The organism is Anoxybacillus sp. P3H1B (assembly GCF_001560855.1).
In the GTDB taxonomy this organism is placed as follows: Bacteria; Bacillota; Bacilli; order Bacillales; family Anoxybacillaceae; genus Anoxybacteroides; species Anoxybacteroides rupiense.
The window spans coordinates 111,231-133,018 of record NZ_LPUG01000018.1 but is presented as its reverse complement, the minus strand read 5'-3'; the positions used below and the strand labels follow the sequence as shown (position 1 = coordinate 133,018).

Annotated in this window: 19 protein-coding genes, 4 pseudogenes and 1 riboswitch; of the genes and pseudogenes, 16 read left to right on the top strand and 7 right to left on the bottom strand. The window is 38.7% G+C overall.

The features are described from left to right. The 10 genes and pseudogenes from AT864_RS18355 to AT864_RS11835 all read left to right on the top strand — a co-directional run. A pseudogene (locus AT864_RS18355) lies at positions 1–515 on the top strand (hypothetical protein); the annotation flags it as partial. Further along, positions 516–755 (top strand): hypothetical protein, encoded by a 240-nt coding sequence (locus AT864_RS11870; RefSeq protein ID WP_044743717.1) that lies wholly within the window; start codon positions 516–518, stop codon positions 753–755. A 250-nt stretch (positions 756–1,005) separates the two neighbouring features. Then, the gene (locus AT864_RS11865; protein ID WP_044743719.1) at positions 1,006–1,251 is read left to right on the top strand and encodes a hypothetical protein; all 246 of its coding nucleotides are present in this window, start codon (positions 1,006–1,008) and stop codon (positions 1,249–1,251) included. Between the two features lie 308 nt (positions 1,252–1,559). Next, a complete protein-coding gene (locus tag AT864_RS11860) occupies positions 1,560–2,156 on the top strand; it encodes a hypothetical protein (RefSeq protein WP_044743716.1) in 597 nt (198 codons plus the stop codon). A 117-nt stretch (positions 2,157–2,273) separates the two neighbouring features. Then, positions 2,274–3,149: pseudogene (locus AT864_RS11855) on the top strand (RHS repeat-associated core domain-containing protein); the annotation flags it as partial. A gap of 572 nt (positions 3,150–3,721) precedes the next feature. Then, positions 3,722–4,014: pseudogene (locus AT864_RS18350) on the top strand (transposase); the annotation flags it as partial. A 125-nt stretch (positions 4,015–4,139) separates the two neighbouring features. Next, positions 4,140–4,793 carry a hypothetical protein gene (locus AT864_RS11850; RefSeq protein WP_066149120.1) on the top strand — a complete coding sequence of 218 codons (654 nt, stop codon included), beginning with the start codon at positions 4,140–4,142 and terminating at the stop codon, positions 4,791–4,793. Positions 4,794–5,172: 379 nt separating this feature from the next. Then, complete coding sequence (locus tag AT864_RS11845) at positions 5,173–5,853, top strand: hypothetical protein (RefSeq protein ID WP_066149117.1); 681 nt, start codon at positions 5,173–5,175, stop codon at positions 5,851–5,853. Positions 5,854–6,223: 370 nt separating this feature from the next. Continuing rightward, positions 6,224–7,744: an RHS repeat-associated core domain-containing protein gene (locus AT864_RS11840; RefSeq protein ID WP_066149133.1), complete on the top strand. Its 1,521-nt coding sequence runs from the start codon at positions 6,224–6,226 to the stop codon at positions 7,742–7,744. Between the two features lie 19 nt (positions 7,745–7,763). Next, the gene (locus AT864_RS11835) at positions 7,764–8,183 is read left to right on the top strand and encodes a hypothetical protein (protein WP_066149114.1); all 420 of its coding nucleotides are present in this window, start codon (positions 7,764–7,766) and stop codon (positions 8,181–8,183) included. Between the two features lie 231 nt (positions 8,184–8,414). Here the strand turns inward: AT864_RS11835 and AT864_RS11830 are convergent, their stop codons facing one another. Both AT864_RS11830 and AT864_RS11825 read right to left on the bottom strand, forming a co-directional pair. Continuing rightward, the gene (locus AT864_RS11830; RefSeq protein WP_066149112.1) at positions 8,415–9,581 is read right to left on the bottom strand and encodes an IS256 family transposase; all 1,167 of its coding nucleotides are present in this window, start codon (positions 9,579–9,581) and stop codon (positions 8,415–8,417) included. A 308-nt stretch (positions 9,582–9,889) separates the two neighbouring features. Continuing rightward, positions 9,890–10,237 carry a DUF4260 domain-containing protein gene (locus AT864_RS11825; RefSeq protein WP_066149111.1) on the bottom strand — a complete coding sequence of 116 codons (348 nt, stop codon included), beginning with the start codon at positions 10,235–10,237 and terminating at the stop codon, positions 9,890–9,892. Between the two features lie 89 nt (positions 10,238–10,326). Here AT864_RS11825 and AT864_RS18345 point away from each other — a divergent pair. From AT864_RS18345 to AT864_RS11810, 3 genes and pseudogenes are all read left to right on the top strand, one after another. Then, positions 10,327–10,776: pseudogene (locus tag AT864_RS18345) on the top strand (ExeA family protein); the annotation flags it as partial. A 414-nt stretch (positions 10,777–11,190) separates the two neighbouring features. After that, positions 11,191–11,628, top strand: a complete 438-nt coding sequence (locus AT864_RS18725) for a transposase (RefSeq protein WP_369815541.1) — start codon at positions 11,191–11,193, stop codon at positions 11,626–11,628. After that, complete coding sequence (locus tag AT864_RS11810; RefSeq protein WP_369815540.1) at positions 11,577–12,320, top strand: IS3 family transposase; 744 nt, start codon at positions 11,577–11,579, stop codon at positions 12,318–12,320. Before AT864_RS18725 ends, AT864_RS11810 begins: the two co-directional genes overlap by 52 nt. 159 nt (positions 12,321–12,479) lie before the next feature. Here the strand turns inward: AT864_RS11810 and AT864_RS11805 are convergent, their stop codons facing one another. Continuing rightward, a complete protein-coding gene (locus AT864_RS11805; RefSeq protein ID WP_066149109.1) occupies positions 12,480–12,878 on the bottom strand; it encodes a DUF5412 domain-containing protein in 399 nt (132 codons plus the stop codon). 167 nt (positions 12,879–13,045) lie between these two features. On the opposite strand from AT864_RS11805, the gene AT864_RS11800 reads away from it, so the two are divergent. The 3 genes from AT864_RS11800 (at position 13,046) to AT864_RS11785 (ending at position 16,795) form a co-directional block, all read left to right on the top strand. Next, a complete protein-coding gene (locus tag AT864_RS11800) occupies positions 13,046–13,717 on the top strand; it encodes a polymorphic toxin type 44 domain-containing protein (protein ID WP_082741687.1) in 672 nt (223 codons plus the stop codon). A gap of 1,256 nt (positions 13,718–14,973) precedes the next feature. Next, complete coding sequence (locus AT864_RS11790; RefSeq protein ID WP_052661022.1) at positions 14,974–15,657, top strand: YiiX/YebB-like N1pC/P60 family cysteine hydrolase; 684 nt, start codon at positions 14,974–14,976, stop codon at positions 15,655–15,657. A 73-nt stretch (positions 15,658–15,730) separates the two neighbouring features. Then, positions 15,731–16,795, top strand: a complete 1,065-nt coding sequence (locus AT864_RS11785) for a hypothetical protein (protein ID WP_066149104.1) — start codon at positions 15,731–15,733, stop codon at positions 16,793–16,795. Positions 16,796–17,000: 205 nt separating this feature from the next. On the opposite strand, the gene AT864_RS11780 is transcribed toward AT864_RS11785, so the two are convergent. From AT864_RS11780 to AT864_RS11765, 4 genes are all read right to left on the bottom strand, one after another. Beyond that, positions 17,001–18,449, bottom strand: a complete 1,449-nt coding sequence (locus AT864_RS11780; protein WP_066149102.1) for a flavin monoamine oxidase family protein — start codon at positions 18,447–18,449, stop codon at positions 17,001–17,003. Positions 18,450–18,679: 230 nt separating this feature from the next. Then, entirely contained in the window at positions 18,680–20,326 is a 1,647-nt protein-coding gene (locus tag AT864_RS11775) for a b(o/a)3-type cytochrome-c oxidase subunit 1 (protein WP_066149100.1), read from the bottom strand. Then, positions 20,326–20,799, bottom strand: coding sequence for a cytochrome c oxidase subunit II (locus AT864_RS11770; protein WP_066149131.1), 474 nt, complete (start codon positions 20,797–20,799; stop codon positions 20,326–20,328). The genes AT864_RS11775 and AT864_RS11770 overlap by 1 nt, the downstream gene beginning before the upstream one ends. A gap of 22 nt (positions 20,800–20,821) precedes the next feature. Continuing rightward, the gene (locus AT864_RS11765) at positions 20,822–20,947 is read right to left on the bottom strand and encodes a subunit I/II of b(o/a)3-type cytochrome C oxidase (protein WP_066149097.1); all 126 of its coding nucleotides are present in this window, start codon (positions 20,945–20,947) and stop codon (positions 20,822–20,824) included. Between the two features lie 625 nt (positions 20,948–21,572). Next, a riboswitch (purine riboswitch) is annotated at positions 21,573–21,674 on the top strand. Positions 21,675–21,788 lie beyond the last annotated feature (114 nt).

Sequence of the window (21,788 nt, the reverse complement as noted above, 5' to 3'; positions counted from 1 at the left end):
AGGACGATATTCTAACCCAAAACGGCTACACATATGCGAACAACAACCCGGTGATGTTGGTCGATCCGGATGGGCATTTTGTGTGGATGGCGATTAATGCGGGATTTGCGGCGTATGATGGGTATAAAGCCTTTAAAAAAGGCGGTTGGAAAGCAGCGGCGATTGCCGTTGGCGTGGGGCTTGTTGGTGGTGCGGCTTTTAAAGGTGCCAAAATTGCGTATAGGGTGTATAAAGCTAGACGGGCTCTAAATTTTGCTAAAGTTACTAGAAAGGCTGTAGCTGGAAAAATAACAGGATATACTAAACATGGTTTAGCACAGGCTATGCAAAGAGATGGTGGTAGAGGAGTGGCTCCTAAAGCTATTCTAGATGCAACTAGAACCCCAAAGAAAGTGGTTCAACAGTCAGGAGGAAGAACGAAATATGTGGGTAAGAATGCGGTTGTAGTTCTAAATAAGAACGGAAAAATAATTACTACTTACGCAAAGGGCTCAAAAGGTATAAGGAGGAAGTAAATGTTAAAGCTAAGCGCAGATATGTTACTTTTATTAAGAGAATGCTTGGAATCCCGTAGACCCGACCTTCTGTGGGTTTTAAATAATGAAATTAATATAAATGAAACCTTAGGTAACGAATTGAGAGATATTGTAAATGAAGAGTTTTTGGAAAAAGGATTAAATAATGATGATGAACCAAATGAGCTGGGGATAAAATTAGAGAGATTAATAGACGAAATTGGAAGGTGTTTTATGTAAGTATGTCTGTTTAAAAGGTGAGATTTCCCAGATTTACGATTTATAATCGTGAATTAATCCTTAGAAGACAAATTCTCTTGAAGTTTTTCGATTAGAGTAATAGGTATGTGTCGAAAGAGAATGTGGCATGGGACTTTGAATCATAATGGTAGAATTATACAGGTTAGACCTGATACTAAATTTACTGGTGGTGCCAAGGTTCACTATCGTTTTGATAGGAATGGGAACTATATTGGAAAGTGGTGAAAAAATGAGACAACCAACAAAAGAGGAAGTGGTTGATAAACTAAAAATGATTTTACAAGGAAAGCTAACAAGAGAAGAAGCAGCAGATTGGGCTTCAGAATATGTCATGCAGGATGAGCCAAATATATCAGATGAAACTGTTTGGGAACTTTTACAAATTGTTTCCGGAGTTGATTTAAAAGATGGTCCGGATGAATACCTACATGTAGAACAAGACGTTATGGATTGGATAACCAAGTATAGCGATTAAAAATATTAAAAAAACCTTGATTGGTTATGTGCCTTTCAAGGTTTTTCAATTTCAAGCCTAACAGATCTATCAAAGAGATGAAGGTGTTTATAATCGAGGAACTGATGAGGGGAACTACATTTTATTAGAAATTTAAGAAAGAATGGTTGGAGTTTTGAGAGAAAGGGAAGTATATTTAGGTTAACTAAAAATGGAGCTGCATACATTGTGCGTGCCAAGGACAAAAACTGGCATGGATGGACGGCAGAGTATTTTCCAAAAGGACATAAAGGCGCCGCACCTTTAAAAATTCGGTTAGGTGATAAAGAATGAACTTGAAAGAACTATTTATTAAAGCCGAAAAAGAGTATTTAGAGATAAAAGAAATTTTAAGTACAACATTTCAGCTTCAATGTGAATTGCCAGATCAAGTATTCCAAAGGGGGTATGGTAGTTTTCTTTTTGGGAAATATAACTATTTATTTAAAGAAGAGTTTTGGAATAGCATTCAAGAGTTGTCTAAAATATCAGGCGATTCATATGTCCTATTAGCAGAACTGGAAAATTATTATAACGAAAAAATGGGATGGTATGAATGTGTTAAAATTCCAGTTGAACTCACTTATGAACATTATTTAGACATTTTCAACACGGAAGAAAGCGATAATGGAAAATTTGGTTTGGTTCATTATGGTTTTTATTTCGTTTTTACTTCGCCGTCTTTGCAATGGGGAATCTGGGCGGAAAGAGATATTGAAACTTATGTGTTTTCGTGCAAAGAAAATTTTAAATCTAAACTTGCTGAAATTCGATTGCCAGGCGCTTTTCAGCTAAAAGAGGTTACCAATCATATTAATTCAGTCTATTATGACGAGGAGGAGGCTAAAAAGTTTTGCGAGAAGTTATTAAGGAACTACAAAAATTAGGAATTTGTAGCTAATACCATTTCAAAACTTAAAGGGTGAAGACAATTTTTGAAAAGCAGGAGAAATTCTATTCTCTTGCTTTTCTATTTTAATTACGGTGCCAGACATGTGCCGGGAAAAGGCGAAAGCACGCCGTTTGTGACCTACCAATATGATGAAGATGGCCGCCGCATTCAAAAGAACGTGAATGGCGTCGTGACGAACTACCACTACCAAGGCGACAGCCTCAACGTCTTATATGAAACCGACGCGAGCGGAACTGTGGTACAATCATATGTATACGGAGAAAACGGTCAGCTGTTGGCGATGAAAAAAGGCGGGGCGACGTACTTCTACCACTACAACGCGCATGGCGATGTCATCGCGTTAACGGATGCGCAAGGAAATGTGGTGGCCCGTTACTACCACCCAACCCATGGCGTGTTCTTGTCCATGGACCCTGATCCGGGAGATTCGGATGATATTCTAACCCAAAACGGCTACACATATGCGAACAACAACCCGGTGATGTTGGTCGATCCGGATGGGCATTTTGTGTGGATGGCGATTAATGCGGGATTTGCGGCGTATGATGGGTATAAGGCGTATAAATCGGGAAAAGGATGGAAAGGTGTCGCGGTCGCGGCGGCGTTTGGTTTTGTTGGTTTTGGTGGCAAGTTTAAAGCTGCCAGTAAAATTGTTAAAGCTATACATGGTAATAGTCGATTATCTAAAAGGGTTCATCATGGGTATGAAATTTACGAAATAGTCAATGGTAAAAAACGTATAGTAAAAGTAGGGATTAGTGGTGCGAAATTGAATAAAAACGGTACATCCCCTAGGGCTAACCGTCAGATTAGCAAGTGGAATAAAAAGATGGGATATCAAAGATATTATGCTCGAATTGTTAAGAAAAATATTTATGGAAGAGAAAAAGCTCTAAAGTGGGAGAGGGGAAGGGCTTATGCAGTGAGAAATGCAGGGGGTAACATGTATCTTCATGTTAGACCGTGACTGTTGATTGCAAAATAAAAATGGTTCTTACGCTCTTTTAGTGATAACTCAAAACATGAGCGAAATCAAGTAAATCTCTCATCGTGTTTCGGATGATTTACTTTCGGATGATCATGAAGAAATGAACAGTAACTTGATCATTCTAGCTGTTGTTCGTTATTTCACTAAATATTCGTAAGAACCATAAAAATACAGAGCTTTGCAGATAATTTGACTTGTGCCAGCTCTACATGGAGTGGTGGGCGTAGTATAGTAGGCTTGTTGGGTAAAGCCAGCCCTTGATATGGCTGGCTTCCTAGTCTTTTGTTTTTTTGGTCACGTCTATAGAGGTTCCATGTTAAGTTGCAATTCTCTGTAACCTTCTTTGCAAAACTCTGTATCACGCATGTTGATTATCCAATAAAATCCATATAAAACATAGAAAAAAGCACAGCCTTCCTGTAAAATGTAAGTGATCGAACCAATAAACCTGGGAAGGCGATCTCTCTACACAAACATATCACACTCGGCATTTGACGTAAAAAATGATTTCAGATGAATCTTGGTCTAATCTCCTTTTTTAACCATATCCTTCGGTTCTTGTGGATTTTACTGGTCAACCCGGAACGAAACAATCCGGATCCAAGAAAAGACATCCAGTCGTCATCTTTCAAGATGCGAACGGTTATGAGACTCGGGTGGTGACAAGCATCTAGATGTATTGGCCGAAAAGAACGCGGAGATGTATCAAGAACGTTGGAGCATGGAGGTGTTTTTTCGTTAAGTGAATCCATACTTCAACGTGCTAACAGTATTCGGTACGGCTGAAAACGCTGTGTACCATCAGCTCTTTGCGCCCTTCATCGCTTATGTATTATTAAGATGGCAGTGCCTTATTTGATAATGTCTTAATTCACAGAGGGATATGTATAATTTTGGATAATCAATAGCCATGACTCGGGATTTTTTCTATGAGGAAAGTACGTGATAACATAAAGAGGGGAGCAAGCCATGTTACTAAAAACATTCTTGTTATTAGGAGAAGAGGAGATAAGTGACGTTCAAAAAAGTTTTTCTTTTCAAACTAGATGTATTACCAAATTATATGAAAGGGTTTTTGAAAAAAAATATCAAACTGTTGATTGCAGGCAATTAAATTTTCATTGTGGTCATTATCCCGAGATGCGTCTGTTAGAATGTTTTGATGGTTTTTGTCCAATTTTAGTGCCGTATAATATTGAACAATTTCTAGAGTATCCAGACAACAGGAAGAAAGTTGAAACTCTAGAACTGTTGAAGAGTAGCCTGGATTTTGTTATTGTAGAGAAAAATTGGGATCCTACTCCTTTTCGGGAAGCTTATGAGAGGGTAAAGGAGTTAAACTACATGAATGAATTCATATGGGGCAAACCAAAATTTAGTCCAAATAAAAAATATAAAGCGGAGGTAACCTGTAATCACGATCTGTATCATTTTACAATAAAGATAGTCATTAAAGAGAAAAAAGGTCAAGTATTGTTTGAGAAAGAAGTAGTATCAACTAAACCAGATGAACTTATTTATGATAGGTTTTTAGGCCATTTAAAGTGGCTAAGTGATGATGAAGTAGCACTGTACGAGAAATATTCAGAGCGATACGTTTCTGTAAAGTTAAGTGATGTGTAAACGAGGATGAGTGGGATATGATTAAAGTTGATTCATTTTTCAAGACGTAAGCAGTGTAAATTAGTGCGTTATTCCAGAACAAAATATCCATTTTTTATAAATTTAAAACAGACTTTTGCGTGTTCATCCAGCAAAAGTTTGGAGATTGTGCAAATTTCTTCCCTTCTGTTTACGGAAAAACCGTTTTAGTGGCTTAATATGGAGCCTTTGTGGACATGTTTTTAGTGAAAGGGATGAGCAGGAACCGTTATTTCTCTATAATATATCTGCTGCTCCGTTTACAGCCTGCATGTTTTATTTTATAAGTATACTACCACCTTTCTTGCTATATAGTTATAAGCGACCACGTCCTTAGTAGACAAGAAGAAAGGGTGATTAAATGATAAATATTCATTTTCAGGATTGGGGGGAAAAACGTCCTAAAAAACACTATAATCGTATCCACGAAATGAGAATTTTTGAGTTGATCTTTTCAAATAAATTAAGTGAATTAGGAATGAAATTAGGAAAATTTGAAAACATTATCGTTTATTGTTTGGCTGATCCAAATAAGAGAACGTCTTATGAGGAAAATCATGCTTTACAAGCGATTAGTGTATCGATCCCTGATGATTTTATGGATTTTTTAAATTTAGACTCTGCTAATGCCAAGTTTCAAGCTTTTTCCTATTTGGTTCATACTTATATTAAACCAATTTTAGAAAGATACTCGACATTGCCACAATTAACAGTTTCAGAATGTGTGGAGAAGGCGCTTGAACAAATTATAAAACAAAATTACGAAGCGGTTTTTCTAGTTGGAAAAACTCCTAAAAAAAGTCCAGACCGTAAGAAATTAGCGATTTTAAAAGGAATTCACCGATTAGAGGGATTTCAGTTAAGATGTGAGGTCTATAACGAGAAAGGTCTTAAAATTATGGATCAGATATTAGTTCGTGATGTTGGAAACGAAATTGTGTATTCAAGATACCTTGGGACACTCAAATGGGAAAACGATCATCACATCGTTGTAAAATCGAGTTCAAGCAATTGGCTGGCGGAGATTCATGTCGAAGATTAGAAAACCATAATTAGATAGTAACGGTTTCATGCAAAGTAAGACTGGCTCTTACGTTCTTTTAGTGGAAAAACACGAGGTAATGGAGAATTCGGAGTTAAAAATAATGATTTACACGCTCATTTTCTCCATTCTCTTCTTCCTTCACTAAGGTTACGTAAGGGCCTTTTTTTGTCAGAAAACATGTTTTGTCCAATATTTACAAGACAGCATGACGAAGACTAGAAAGTTTGATGAGAAGAACCGTGTGACAGAGCAATCCGACCGCGGCGGAGTCCAAAAATGGACGTATCCGACCACCTCGGATAAATTGCAACAGTTCCTATTCTCGCACGGATCGTTTAGCCAAACGGTTACGTACCAATACGACGCCTTGGATCAAAATACGGTTGTTCAAGATGGAACGTATACGTACCGTTTGGATTATGACGAAAGAGGCCATGTCCGCACGTTTACCACCGGAAATGAAGCGGGTGCCACCTTTACGTATGACGACCGCGGCTTGGTGAACAGTCTGGTGGTGGGAACGGCGAACGGAACTGAGTTATTGGCGGAAACGTACCGTTACGACGAAAACGGCAACCGAATCCGCATCGAAACGTCGAACGGGGACGTCACGGTGTACAGCTATGATGAGCTCGATCAGTTGAAGATCGAACAATGGCCGGATGGAACGACGATCGAGTATACGTACGATGGATTCGGGAACCGGACGAAAATCGTGAAAACGAAAGACGGATCATCGATGACGACGACGGCCGATTATAATGCGGCGAATCAATTGGTTCGTTTCGGCGATGAAACGATCACGTACGATGCGAACGGCAACCGGACCGAAGACAGTGAGTACCAATATGAATGGAACGAAGCCGATCAGCTTGTCGCTATCACTCGAAAAGGCGAAAGCGCGCCGTTTGTCACATACAAATATGACGAAGACGGCCGCCGCATTCAAAAGAACGTGAATGGCGTCGTGACGAACTACCACTACCAAGGCGACAGCCTCAACGTCTTATATGAAACCGACGCGAGCGGAAATGTGGTACAATCGTATGTATACGGAGAAAACGGTCAGCTGTTGGCGATGAAAAAAGGCGGGGCGACGTATTTCTACCACTACAACGCGCATGGCGATGTCATCGCCTTAACCGATGCGCAAGGAAATGTGGTGGCTCGTTACCAGTACGACACATGGGGCCAACTTCTTTCCCAATCGGGTGAGATGGCAGACGAAAACCCATACCGATATGCGGGATACCAATATGACCAAGAAACGGGTCTCTATTACCTAATTGCCCGGTACTATCATCCAACGCATGGCGTGTTCTTGTCCATGGACCCTGATCCAGGAGATTCGGATGATATTCTAACCCAAAACGGCTACACATATGCGAACAACAACCCGGTGATGTTGGTCGATCCCGATGGGCATTTTGTGTGGATGGCGATTAATGCGGGATTTGCGGCGTATGATGGGTATAAAGCCTTTAAAAAAGGTGGTTGGAAAGCAGCAGCGATTGCCGTTGGCGTGGGACTGGTTGGCGGTGCGGCGTTTAAAGGAGCCAAAATTGCGTATAGAGCATATAAAGCAGGTAAATTTTCAAAAACTTATAGGCTAGCGAAAAAAGTTGCAAAAAAACATGGAGGTACGTTGGAAAGAGCTAAGGGCAATGGATGGAAAGTATCTATTCCTGATGGAAAGCACTCCTATCGGGTTAGAGTGATGAATGCTGGATCTGGTAATAGAAAGAAAGCATATTATCGAATAAGTCATTCTAAATATGGTTCATTCGATAGGTATGGCAACAAAAGTAGTGATAGGTCATACACACATATTAATCTTTCAAGGAAATCTTATAAGGAAATAAGCCGTATTTTAAATAAAAAGTATTAGAACAGAAAGAAGGAGTAATATGGGGAACGCTGATATACAGAAAATACTTGATAAACTATGGGGAGCTGAAATTTTAGATACACAAGTAGACTTACTAAATGACATTATAAAATTTAAGATTAAGATTACGGATGATAAGGTTGTAAAATTTCATGAAATAGCTTTTATTGATGTTTCTTCATTTTACTTTGTGAAGGATAGTGAAGAATTTAGATTTCATTTTTATGATAGGGAAAAAGTAGATTTTTTGGAGTTAACCTCTATCCATTATCAAAACGAACCTTTAGGTGAACTACATTTTTGCTTACCAAATGAGGAGGAATGGAGTAAACAATATCATTCTAAAGTCAATATTATAATAGAAATTTGGGATTCAATTTTGTTGATTGAGACAAGAAAAATTTCTCTAGATGGAAAAATAATAAATATAAAAAAATAATTTATTATTTGATTTTGAATTGAGGATGGCTATTTTGTTAGAAGAGCACGAAAAATTTTTTGTTGTATTCGGTACCGTCAAGAATTTTGTGTAATGTAAGATAGATAGGGTATCTCTGAAATGGATTTTAGAATAGAGAGGGGGACTGTTTCCTCCACACAGGAGACTGAATATTCAGTCTCCTGTGTGGAAAGGGGGGATCCCCTTATTTCGTTAATTTACAGTGTTTGGTTAGTGATAACGCTCTTCAAACATTCGCTCGAGGGCTTCATGAGCTTCGGCAAATCCTCGCAACCTTCTCCCTGCCCATTTCTCATTAAAATCTTGAATGGTCAAATATACGACTTTTTCAGCGGCTTCTAAACTATTCAAACTGTTCATCGGCTTGAGACGTTTCCGAATCTCCTTGATCGTTCGTTCGATGGCATTGGTCGTATAAATCACACTTCGAATACGGCTTGGATCATCCATAAATGTAAGGAGGACATCCCACTCATTGGCCCAAGATTGAACTTCTCTTGGATACTTGCTTGACCATTTCGACTCAAACTGTTGAAACATCTGTAACGCCATCTCCTTATTCGGCGCGCGATAAATCAGCTTGAGATCCTCGGCCACTTCAAATTGGTCTTTTTTCCGAACACGATGGAGCGTGTTGCGGACTTTGTGAACGACACAACGCTGCACATCGGCTTTCGGATAAACCGCCTTAAAGGCTTCCTCCAACCCTGGTAGTCCATCGAATACGCCCAGAAGCACTTCCTTGGCGCCTCTTTGGTAGAGGTGTTGAAGAATTTCCTGCCATACATAGGCGCTTTCTTGTCCTCCCACAAAGAAATCAAGAATTTCGCGATATCCTTCTTCGTTCACCCCTAACCCCACATAAATGACTTCTTTCTCCACGGTTTCGCGACGAAGTTTTACGTATAAACCATCCAAATATAAGACGGAATAACGCTTGTGCAGTGGACGAGTGTGCCATTTCTCGATGTCTTCCTTCACTACATCGGTCATACGGCTGATCGTTGCAGGAGAATAGGCATTGCCTAAAATTCGTTCAATAAACTTGCCAATTTCACGCGTACTCATCCCACTTTGATACATCTTGATGATGGCTTCCTCCAGCCAGCCGGTGTGGCGTTGGTAAGGAGCGAACAATTGGGTTTGAAATTCTCCGTTTCGGTCTCTAGGGACCAAAAGACCTTCAATCCGGCCATATTGCGTATCTAGATTTCGTTGATAGTAGCCGTTTCTCATATTCGACGTTTCAGCTTGTTCCATTTCGAGGAAATTTTTCATTTCTTCCCGCATGATTAGTTCTAATTTTTCCTTTACAAACTGACGAATGACACTTTCCAGTTGATTCGTCCAATCTACATTCGGTATACTTTTCGACATAGGTAGGGTACTCCTTTCTCTGGAATGTGTTGTGGTCCAAATCAGAGAATACCCTACCTTTTTTCTTTTGGTCTAGCCAAATGCTTTATACAAAATTTTATACATCATCTGTTTAATCTAGCGGGTTTACTTCAGGGAGGAAAAATGTTAAAAAATACACCAAATAACAAGGTAATTAGCAATATATTTAACACTAAAATAACAATATAAATCGCAAAGAAAAACGCTCGGAATGAAAATCCGAGCGTTTTTAATACTCATTTACTGTTTCTTATTGAACCAACACATCCTTTAGTTGAATAGTTTATTTAAACACGATTTAAGTGCGTGTCTTTAAAATGTGTTGGATATTTTAATCCATAACCAATCATCCTATCCATTCCGATATGAGCAGACCATATTAAACCTACCTCTAAAACCACTTCATTTGATAACAATACTCCTAAGATAACAGCTCCAATTGGTAAACTATATGTATGAAATAAATTATAAAGCACGGCACCAACCTTATTATTGAATAAGTAACCAATCATTGATATATCTGGAGCGAATAACAAAACGAAAAATAAAAGCCAACTAAATTGATTATAAGAGTAAAAATAAAGACTCAACAATAGGATAGCTGCCCCTTCTAAGTGTAAAAGAATTTTATTCATACTATTCTCCCTTAATAACTGTAATCTAGCCATTTTGATAACAATCATGAGCATGTAAACCAGAACCTTTAAAATTGTTTTATAGGAAATATGAACAGCGGGCAACGTCAGTGTTCATCCTCGATGAAATGCATTTAGCGAAGGCTGCCTTTCTGCAGGATATCACGATCCTGTTCAACTTTCACATGGACTCAACGAATCTGTTTGTCTTGATTTTAGCGGGGCTGCTCCATTTACAGGCAAAACTACGGTTGAATCAACACCGTCCGCTTCACCAACGAATCATCATGCGATACCAGATGGGGCCTCTTGATAAGGAAGAAGTGGTGGGATATATCGAACACCGCCTGAAACAGGCGGGAGCGAAACACCCGATTTTTACCCAGGCTGCCTTGGAGGCGATCGCCCTGCAGTCGCAGGGGTGGCCGCGGATCATCAACCACCTCGCCACCACTTGCCTGTTATACGGCGCTCAATTAAAAAAACATATGATTGACGAAGACATCGTGCATATGGCAGCCGAAGAAATAGGGTACTGACACAGCAGGGGCTGATCGGCCCCTGCTGTGTTCCATCTCTATCCATTCTCATTCTAGTTGATCATCCGAAATAATGTGCTAACGTTCGGAAATAATTTGAAAAAGGGATTCTGAAATAATGTGCTAATTTACACCCAATCAGAAAAAATATCCTTTCCTTTATAGTGTGTGGAAACATTTGGGGGTTATCAATGGAAAAGTAGCAAAGAATTTAGACGATTTAATTGTTATGGAACTACATTACATGTATAGATAAGCCCTGCTTTAATGGCAGGGCTTCAGCTTGTCGACAAAGTCGACAAGCTATTTTATTATGAGGGTAGTACAGAGTAGAAACGGAGGGAAAGAACGATGCTTTACAATGAAACCATAAGCTGAGACACAAGGAGGCGATAAATAAGTTATACTGAGGACATGGAGAAACGGAATCGATATACAGCAGAATGTAAGACAAAGGTCGTACTGGAAGTGCTGAGGGAAGAGCAGACGGTAAATGAAATGGTCAGGAAGTATGAAATCAGTCCGGTGATGTTGAGACGGTGGAAAGGGGAATTTTTGGAGCGAGCCTCCATGGTGTTCGGACGGGAAAGCAAGGCAGCAGAAAAGATGAAAAGGAGCTATGAGGAGAAGCAGGAACAATTGGAGAAGTGGGTCGGCCAACTGACGCTGGAAGTCAATTGGCTCAAAAAAATCTGGCCTCTAAGACGTCCGCAAGAGAGCGGCAAGCGATGGTGGAGAGGGATCACCGGGAGATCAGCATCAAACGCTAGACGGAGCTTTTGGGGATTCACCGTACGAACGTGTACCGGCAGCGAGAGCCGCGGCGGGAAGCGCTGGAGAATGTGCAGTTGATGCATGAGATTGACAAATTGTACACGAAGCATCCGTATTTCGGTTATCGACGGATGACAAGTAACCGGCAAGAACAGGGATGGGACGTGAACCGCAAACGGGTCCGGCGGCTGATGCGTGTGATGGGGATCGAAGCGATCTACCCGGGGCCGAATCTAAGCAAGCGGTACCATGTCCAGTATATACGGTCCTACCTGCTGCGCGGCCTCAACATCAATCGCCTGAATCAGGTGTGGGGAGTCGATATCACGTATCTACGGATGGGCAAGGGGTTTATGTATCTCTTTGTGATTATCGACTGGTACAGCCGCAAAATCATCGATGACGGGCTTTCCAGCACGTTGGAGAAGGCCTTTGTCCTGACGTGTCTGAAACGGGCGCTGGAGCGCTGTCAGCCTGAGATCATCAACAGCGATCAGGGCAGCCATTTTACGAATCCTGACTACTTGGATCTGCTTTCGGAGCATCACGTGAATGTGTCGATGGATGGCAAAGGTCGCGCACGGGACAACAGCCGCACGGAACGCTTCTTTCGCTCGCTCAAATACGAGTGGATCTATCGGAATAAATACGAGAATCCACGGGCGCTTCGTAGACCCATCACAGCCTATCTAGGATTTTATCACACTGAACGCCCACATCAGGCGTTGGGGGATGCTACGCCAGAAGAAGTCCATGCGCGGGTCGCTTAAATCGCGCCTGCGCCCCATTACAATTGAAGGAGGACATCACTTATTTTTCTCGAAATTGTGTCTTGACAATGGGGAGCATTACAAAAGACTGTGTCCTAAGAAATTCTCTTTTTCATTGTCTACTTTCAATCATCAAAGTTAAAATTGTATGCATCAAATTTACTGTCTTCTCCAATCATATATATCTTGTCTAACATCTAGCTTTTTTTCGTTAATTACAACCACATAGTCATTTTCCCACTCTACGCTGGCCTTATTAACTTTATATTCCCAATAAATATTTTTTCTCTTATTAGTTTTATTATTAACAAGTTCACCCCTAATAGAATAAGAAGTAGTGGCTCCGCTGTCCACTCTATAGATTTCCACACTGTATACTTTATTAGGGGAATCGAATTTACCAATAAACTCCCCTTTGGGTAAGTTTGACATCGAAAACATAAAGTAATAAACAAAATAGGAGACAATACCCGCTAGTATTAATAAAGTGATAAGGCAGCCAATGAAGGTATTTTGTTTAGTTTTCTTAATTACTAAATCCTCATTTTTATTATTCATATAAACCCCTTACTTATAAAAAATTTATTTAAATATTTTTTATTATAACAAATATATAAAATTATCAAAATAGGTATAATTTATCTTTTTTTGTAAATTTTATTTTACTTAAATTTTATTTAGTTGTATGATTATTTAAAATACTAAAAAAATTCAGGAGGATAAGAATGAAAAAATTACTGTCAATTATTATTTCCTTCGTATTACTAATGTTAATTAGTAATACATCTTACACTACAAAGGTGCATGCTGCTGTACCGACTCCCGATATTACTAGTGAATTTAGTTATAAAATGAGGAAAAATGCGCTTTATATGGCATATTATGCATTAAACGATAAAACGTATCCTTTAGGTACTGGATTAGAATTTGCAAGTAAAGTTAGACCAAATGGTGAGTGGGATTATAAAAGGACGTATGGGGCAGCAACTACATATATTTTTGGTGGGATGACTGTAAGAGGAGAAGATTTGGGAAATATGCATTATGGATACGTCGGAAGTGCAGCTGGATTTAGTCCGACTCTACTAAAAACGGCTGCTGGAGCTGTTCAAATTTATAGTGGAACATCCTACATAGGATGGTATAAAACTTATTTCGATGATCCTAGAGACCAAACTTTTATAAGCAAAGGAATCAACTACTGGGAAAACGGAAATTTGCCTACTAAATCCATGTCCTCATTGATCTTGCAGTCCGATGAAAATAAAAATTTCAAAACAACATTTACTGATTTAGACTTTAATAAACTTACAGAAGAAGAAAAAGAAGATATTAAGAGAAAAGCAGAGGAAAATGCAAAGATCGTTTTAGAGGAACTAAATAAAAATAACAAATAGTCAGTTTTAATATTTAGCCCAAGTGATTAAGTATTTCGGTGGTAATGTATTGATTAGTAGAGCATCAGTGAATGGGGTCCAAAACTAAAACTAGCCTGTCTATTTGAATATCATAATGATGGTACTACAAAGCTAGAGTAAACACTCAAAATTATGACTAATTGTATATGCAGTCACGAGATTGTTCTGTCCGTCGCCTTTCAACTGATGAAATGTCTGTTCGATCGAGTTGCGGAAACCAAACACCCACTTTCTCAATTCAGTTTTCAAAAATGGACCAATCACTTTGCTGGACTTTTTTCGCTGTTGTAGTCGCTCTCTTCAAGGATATTCTTACTCCTTTCAAGACGGAATGAATTCGAGTGCAACGGTTACTTCCTTTCGATTTGCCGTTATGAATAATGAGATAAGACGATTCCTTCTATAAGTTTTAAAAGGTGATGTATTTTTTACGTCTATTTATGCATGGATTATGCATGTTGCAACATGTTCATTTTATAAAAAGTGGTCGATTGAGGAAAAAGCGGTTTCCTCGTATAAAAGAAGGTGGGATATAGACCACCGGTTTTTTAGAATAATGATGATTCTAAACTAATGGCAGTCGAAGTTTTGTTAAGAGATTTAGAAAATTATTAGACTTCTAAGTAGCAAAGAAAATTGTTATATAAAGATTTTTTTGCTTTGTATCCCCATTACGAACCGTTAAGGAAACTATTTAAATGAATTCTCCCATTTTTTTGAAGAATTAAAAGTGCTAAAGCTGATGATAAAATTGGTCTTGACATAGCTATTTTTTATTTAAGAATTTAAAGAAATGATACCACCAATAAATACTTATTAAACACAAAAGTAAAACTACTACTGCCCACCAAGATCCTTTAAATAATTCAGATATAAAAAATTCTAATTCGTTTCCCCGAGTTCTATACAGTGGGAAAATGGATAGAAAAACGGATATCAATATCAATGATACTATGTTTAATATTGAAAACCTGACTTTCTTAAAAATCCCATATATAGAAACAAGTATACTTAGAATAATGATACCTACAATTAAAACAAGTAACCAAAATGGTATAGTTGTAAATCCGCTCAAAAAAATCCTCTCCTCTACATATTCAATAATTATATTATAACATATAAAGAAATTTTTGTATTTTATGTTGGATTTTTTAAATTAATTTATTGAAAAAACAAAAAATTTTGATATATTTTGTTATGGGTACCCAATAATTATAAAGAAAGGAAGATTAATATTGAAATTGAAGTTAAAGGTATTAATTGCTACTGCAGTGTTATGCTCTAGTCTTTCCACGGTAACCAGCAATACTTTAGCTAATAATAAGGTTACTACAGAACAGCAATTGCAAGCTGAATGGGAAAAGGAAGAAAGAGAAACTCAACAAGCTATCAAAAACTTTCAACCGACTACTGCTGAAGAAAGTAGAAAAAACCTTGAAGCATTGAAAAAAATGGCACCTGAAAAATATGAAGAAGCAACAAAAGTTAACATTCTAGCGAATTCAGGAAAAATGGGAACTGTAGGAGATATTTTAATTACTTACGATAATAAAACATCTGTTTGGGCACATGGACACGCTGCTATTGTTAGAGATAATAATGACTATATTGTAGAAGCGTGGCCGGATGTAGGTGTCCGTGTTTACCAAAATAACTGGGCAAATAGATTCTCTACCAAAAAGAAGTTTTATGTAAAAGACGCATCTTATTCGAAATATGACTCTGCTCAAAAATGGGCTTATTATCAAGTAGGAGATCCTTATAGCCTCACAGCAACAAAAGATAGTGTAGACAAGTTTTACTGCTCACAACTAGTCTGGAAAGCTTGGAACAATACAGGTTATGATTTAGATGCTGATGGTGGCCAAATTGTGACTCCTGCTGATTTAGAAGAGCATAGTTTAACAATAGCATATTAACCATTTTTCAAAAGCAGAACCATTTTTGTTGTTCTGCTTTTGAAAATATAATCATAGAGGAGATAAATTTATTATGAGTCAAAAAGAAAAAAGGACGATAAAAATACTATTAATAATAGTAGCATCAGCTGCATTCATTTGGTTTTTAGGTAATTTACTCTTAGACTTTTTATCTTATAAAAAAAGTAATATTGTAATGAATGAAAATATAGAACTTAAATTAAATGATGGAGAATTGCATTTTATATACTCTCATCCATTCGATGATGGAAGTTATTATTTAAAAACGAAAGACGGCCTTAACTTTGAAAAAGTAAAATTTGACCTAAATGATATATCATATCTTTATAATGACTTTGACAATAATGTTTATTTATTATCGCAACATGCCTTTTCTTATTATAAAATTACAAAAAAAGGAGATGATATCGTTGAAAATAAAATTCCATTTCCTTTAACTTTTATGTTTAAGGATCAAAATCTAGAAGTGTTTGGAATTAATAAAGACATTCAATCTAATACGCTAGATGTTCGTGATTTAAAATATCATAAGAAATACCAAATAGAATATCCCACTTATTTATCTTTAATGAATTATGATGATAAATACATATATTTATCTAATGATGTTATAGATCAGGAAAAATCTGTGATACGAATCATCAGTAGAGAAAATGGAGAAGAAGTTAAAACAATTGAAATATCAAGCACAGCAACTGATTTAGTATTTTATAAAGATAAAGTGGTTGCTGTAACGGATCATTTTCTACATTTCATAGATAAGAATACTTTTGACGTTATGGACATTTCTTATCCATTAAGTTCAGCAGTAGGAGAAGGCGATAAAGCAATAAGTATAAATAATAAACTCTATGTTAGCTACAACAATAAAGGGAAAGTTTCAATTCTTACTCTTGATGAAAAATACAAATGGGAAAATACTATTAACTTGGATATTAATTATGGTTCAGGTAAATTTATCGATCATCAATTTTTTGTATTAGAACAATACGAGCTATCAGAAGATGCTGGTGGCAAATTAAGTGTTTACGACATCACTGAAGATAAAGTTACATCCATTTTTTTACCGAAACAAGATCGTAAAGTTCAAGATTTTGTCCTGACTAAAAATAATTAAATAGGCAGGAATGGATCCATTCTTTGCAGGGCAATATCATACCCGACACTCCATGTGAAGCGGTGAATATGCAATAAATGGTGTCTATCCTTAATTGCCACTAACACTTTTTTCTTTCAAGTCCCCGAAAACCTTTCTAATAGGAATGCTCCCCCACCTACATTTCGCTTAGAGGTGGGAGACTCCTTTAAAATAAAACTAGAGATTATGGCAGATGGTTTACTTCAAGTGCCACGCGGATTCCTGATTTAATCGCTGTTTGGATCCATCCGTGCGGGACATCCGTGTGCTCGCCGGCAAAATACATTCTTCCTTCTGGAGAAGCGATATGTGGCGAAAGCTCTGTTTCTTGCCATGGTTTATATAATGTAAAACATCCGCTAGAATAAGGATATTTCCCCCAATTATGCGAGATCCCTATCACAAAATGATCGGAAATAGACTGATCATAAATAATCGATAAGGTGTCCAAAGCCTTTCTAATTTGCTCATCTTCGGTTAGGCTTTCCCATGGTAACGCATCATCTTCCCATGTATAGCTAGCTAGCATGACTCCATGTCCTTCTGAGTCGAAATCATGACTTGGAAAATAGGAAAAGCGAGTAGGAAGATCAGTAATGACTCTTCCGCCGTACATTCCTTCCTTTTCCCAAAACCGTTGGCTGAATTGTAAGCCTATTTTGGCCGAAGTAACATAATGAAGCTCGCGAATCGCCTTTCGTTTTTCGTGAGAAACAGAATCGTATGGTTCCATCTGAACAAACTGTAAGGTGGAGAAGGGAATGGTAATGATTGCAATATCACCAGTGTAGTGGTAAAGAGATTTTGTTTGCGGATGAATACAAGAAATGGTCACATCGTGCTGCGTCTGATGAATTTTGACGACTTGACGATTAAAATGAATGTTCGGATATAGTTCAGACAAAAAAGCGTTCGGCAATAAATCGTTGCCGCCTTTAATTTCATAAAAATGCACATCGTCGTTGAAAAGAAGGGACATTTCTCGTAAAACTTCAACCAAAGAAAATTCTGGGAATCCTTCGATCATATGCATAATTTTGATTAATTCAATGGCTGCGTTTGATAAGAAAAGACCATAAGGGTTTGAACGAAGATAGTCGTCCACTGAAAACTTTTCGAAATACTCAATCACAATAGGCCAATGTTTCTTCGGATTTTGAGAGACAAAACGGAAAATCGGTTCGACCATTTTGGTAATGAGTTGATTGACATTTTTTCCTTTTTCCGAAGGGGAGACAGGATAGTTCAAAATGTCAGGATTGCGTAAATATTGACCGTATGTCGTTTTAATTCCATTTAAGTAAAGGATGTCATGAGGGGATGAATTAATGAATGGCTGCAAAGGTAAATTGAATTTTTTTACATATTCCATCACTAAACGGTGAGTGTTCGGAATTCTCATTGCGCCAACATCTAAATAGAGCCCTTCTGTAAATGGAGCCCTTTTTGTGAAAACTCTTCCGCCCACACGGGTCGATGCTTCGATGATTTGCACATTATGTCCGGCGTGGTTTAGCAGGGAAGCTGCCACAAGTCCGGACATTCCTGCTCCTACAATTAAAATTCTTTTGGGATAACTTGATTTTTCTATTCCGCTTTGGATAATTTGGATCATTTTTTTTTCTGATACCATGCTCGTACGATTCCTCCCGCTCTGTGTTCATCACTACATTTTATTTTGCTAGTGAAGGGATTTATGCTATTTTTAACATGTTTTAACATATTTGCTAAAGAGCTTTCGCTTTTTTAAAAAAATATAGCGGGAGAGTTGAAAAGCAGATGCCATATAAAAAGCCATCCATTCCAGAGCGCTTTGGAATGGACGGCTGAAACGATGTCTTGTCCATCTTAATCGGATCGATGTTACCAAAGTTTATAGCCTTTTGAGCCAGGAGGAGCATTTTGGATCATATCAATGAACGGAATCGTATAAGCGATCAAAATCAAGATGATGGCGATGCCGATCCAAAGCTTCCAGTTTTCAAAAACAAGCGGTGTACGTTCTGCCTGTTCGGCTACTTCAGCGACAGGGAACTCTGTTTCTCCTTTTGGAGCAAAGAAAGCTAAATTGGTGACGATAACAAGCACTAAAATAATACCGATGAACAGAATAGTCCCACCGACGGCTTGGGCAATTTGATACGGAATCCATTCAAGGGCCTGCGGTGAATTCGCATATGTTGAAAATGCCGAACGACGCGGAGCGCCAAGCAATCCAGCAAAATGCATCGCACCGGACATAAAGGACATGCCGACAACCCATACAATTGTTTGGATAATGGCCAAGCGATTCATCGCTCTTGTCATGATGCGGCCGCTTAAATGAGGAATCAGCCAATAGGCTGCGCCAAAAAATGTAAGAACAACGGTAGTAGCCAATGTTAAATGAAAGTGTCCTGTTACCCAAATGGTATTGTGGACAACCTGATTGAGCTGATGCGAAGCATTGACCAATCCGCCAGCTCCTGCAGGAATGAAAAATAACATCCCGACAAACGGAGCGAAAAAGCGGGCGTCCCCCCAAGGAAGCTTGCGCAGCCATCCAAATAAGCCTGCTGCTCCTTTCGAACGGCCGTACATTTCAAAAGTGGCGAACATCGCAAAAGCTGTCATTAATGATGGAATCACGACCATAAATGTTAAGACAACCTGAACGTATTTCCAGAACGGATCAATCCCCGGCTCCATTAATTGGTGGTGGAAGCCGACAGGAATGGAGAAAAGCAAAAATAAGATAAACGATAGCCGAGCCAATGAATCAGAAAACATTTTGCCGCCGATTACTTTCGGAATAATGGCATACCAAACCATATAGGCTGGCAACAGCCAGAAGTAAACGAGAGGGTGACCAAAATACCAAAACAAGGTTCGGCTGACAAGTACGTTGATTTGATCGACGAGTCCAAGGGACCATGGTAATAGTTGAATTAAAACAGTAGCTGCTACTCCAAGCGAACAAATCAACCATAGCATCATGTTGACAACAGCCATAAACGAGAGAAGCGGTCCGACCTGGCCTGGATTCGCTTTTTTCCAGCGAGCATAATGAACAAATAAGACGAATCCGCTGATCCAGCTGCCGACGACAACAAGGGTTAAGCCGAGATAAAAGCCAGGATGCGCCTGCAGCGGGGCATAAAATGTATATAAAACAGAGGCTTCCCCAATTAAGATAAAAAAGGCTGTTACGGCTGTACCGATGGTCATCAGCCAAAAACCAATCCATCCCCAAAAGCGGTTGCGGTCGGAAAATGCTCCAGTCGTTCGACTGACAGCGGCGAATTGAAATCCAATAATAAAGAATGTGGTTAAAACAAGACCAAGCAATACGCCGTGAGTGGTTAAAATGGTATAATAGCTAATATTTGCAGGTAAATTAAACTTTCCGGAACGAACTAGCGTCTGTAACAGACCCGCTAAGCCGCCGAGAGCTAGTGCGATAAATGCTACATAAATATGGGCCAGCGCCAATTTAGCGTCGCGACGATCGACCTTTAGCACATCGTTCATTACTTATCCACCACCTTGATTCGGGCTGTCATCATATGATGACCAGCTCCGCAATATTCGTTGCACAAAATGGTATATTCGCCGGTTTTGTCAAATGTTTTTGTGAATGAGTTCACATATCCGGGTTCTACCATCATATTTATATTTGTTCCCACTACTTCAAAGCCGTGAATGACATCTTTTGTTGTAATATTAATCGTCACTTTTGCTCCTTTTGGAATTTCAACCTGAGCCGGCGTATAAGCGAATGCTGATGCCACCATGTTGAGCTGATATTCATTATTTCCTGTTTTGACTAATCCCGGTTTATCAAATGGGGGCGTTTGATCCACTTTCTCTGGATCGATGGTTGTCAAACAGCTTGGCGGCTGGTTTCCTTTAGCGAATGCGCTTACGCCAAGGACGGTTAAAAACACGAATAAGCAGCCAATACCAAAAATCAGCCAAATTTTTTCATATTTGTGTATGTGCATGCCGTCCATTCTCCCCTTTCCCTTAAAGACGTTCTAAAAATAGAAAATAAACACTGACCCATGTGAAGATAAGGAAAAAACCTAGCAAAAACACAGCAGCCAGCGTTCCTTTTAAATGGCTGTCTTCTGTCGTTTTTCCTTTTGTCATCCTCCCATACCTCCTTTCCGCTGTATCCCCCAACAAGTGATTACACCTTCATAATACAAAACAAATGGTCATTTGGTAGGGGATTTTTGTCATTTCACAAATTGTTCATTCCTTGCTTTAGCACTATTGGAATAGTAAGAAATTAATAGATCCACCTTTTTAAGCAAAATCGTTCATAGGAAATATGACGATATTGTGAACATAGGTTTTCCAGCTGACCTATCATAGATGAACAGTGTTTGTAAAAAATGCACAGTCCGAAGAGTCTTGTGCCTTGCTTTTTCATTACACAGCTATGAGGCAAAAGTCGCGACGATGGAGCTTGCAGATCCTGTAAAGCAGCTCGACTGCCTTCCTTTGTTTTAGGGAAATGGACCGGGTTTTCTCTTGTTCATATGTCAAGTTAAAAGATAAAACGAATGATCTCTGGAAAATCAATGAACGGAGGCGAATCTGTCCCTTGTTTTGGCGCGTTTTTGTATAGGAAAAGGAGAGGAATGAATGATAGAAAAGGCCGAGGCAGTGAATGGAATTAGCCGAATAATTCATCTTGTTTTTGTTAAAATGTTCGCTTCTCTCTTGCGATCTCTTTTCAAACAAGGGAAATCATGCTATACTGCTAATAACTTGATATCGCTGACTCACTCATATAATAGCAGGGATATGGCCTGCTAGTTTCTACCGATCAACCGTAAATTGATCGACTATGAGTGGCAATGTCAGAAACGGACGGATGGAATAAATGAAGGCCTTCATTTTGCCGCATGACCCCATCCTTTGTTTTCTATTGGCTTAAAAGACATTGCCTTACTCATACAAAGAGTGGGGGCGATGTTTTTTA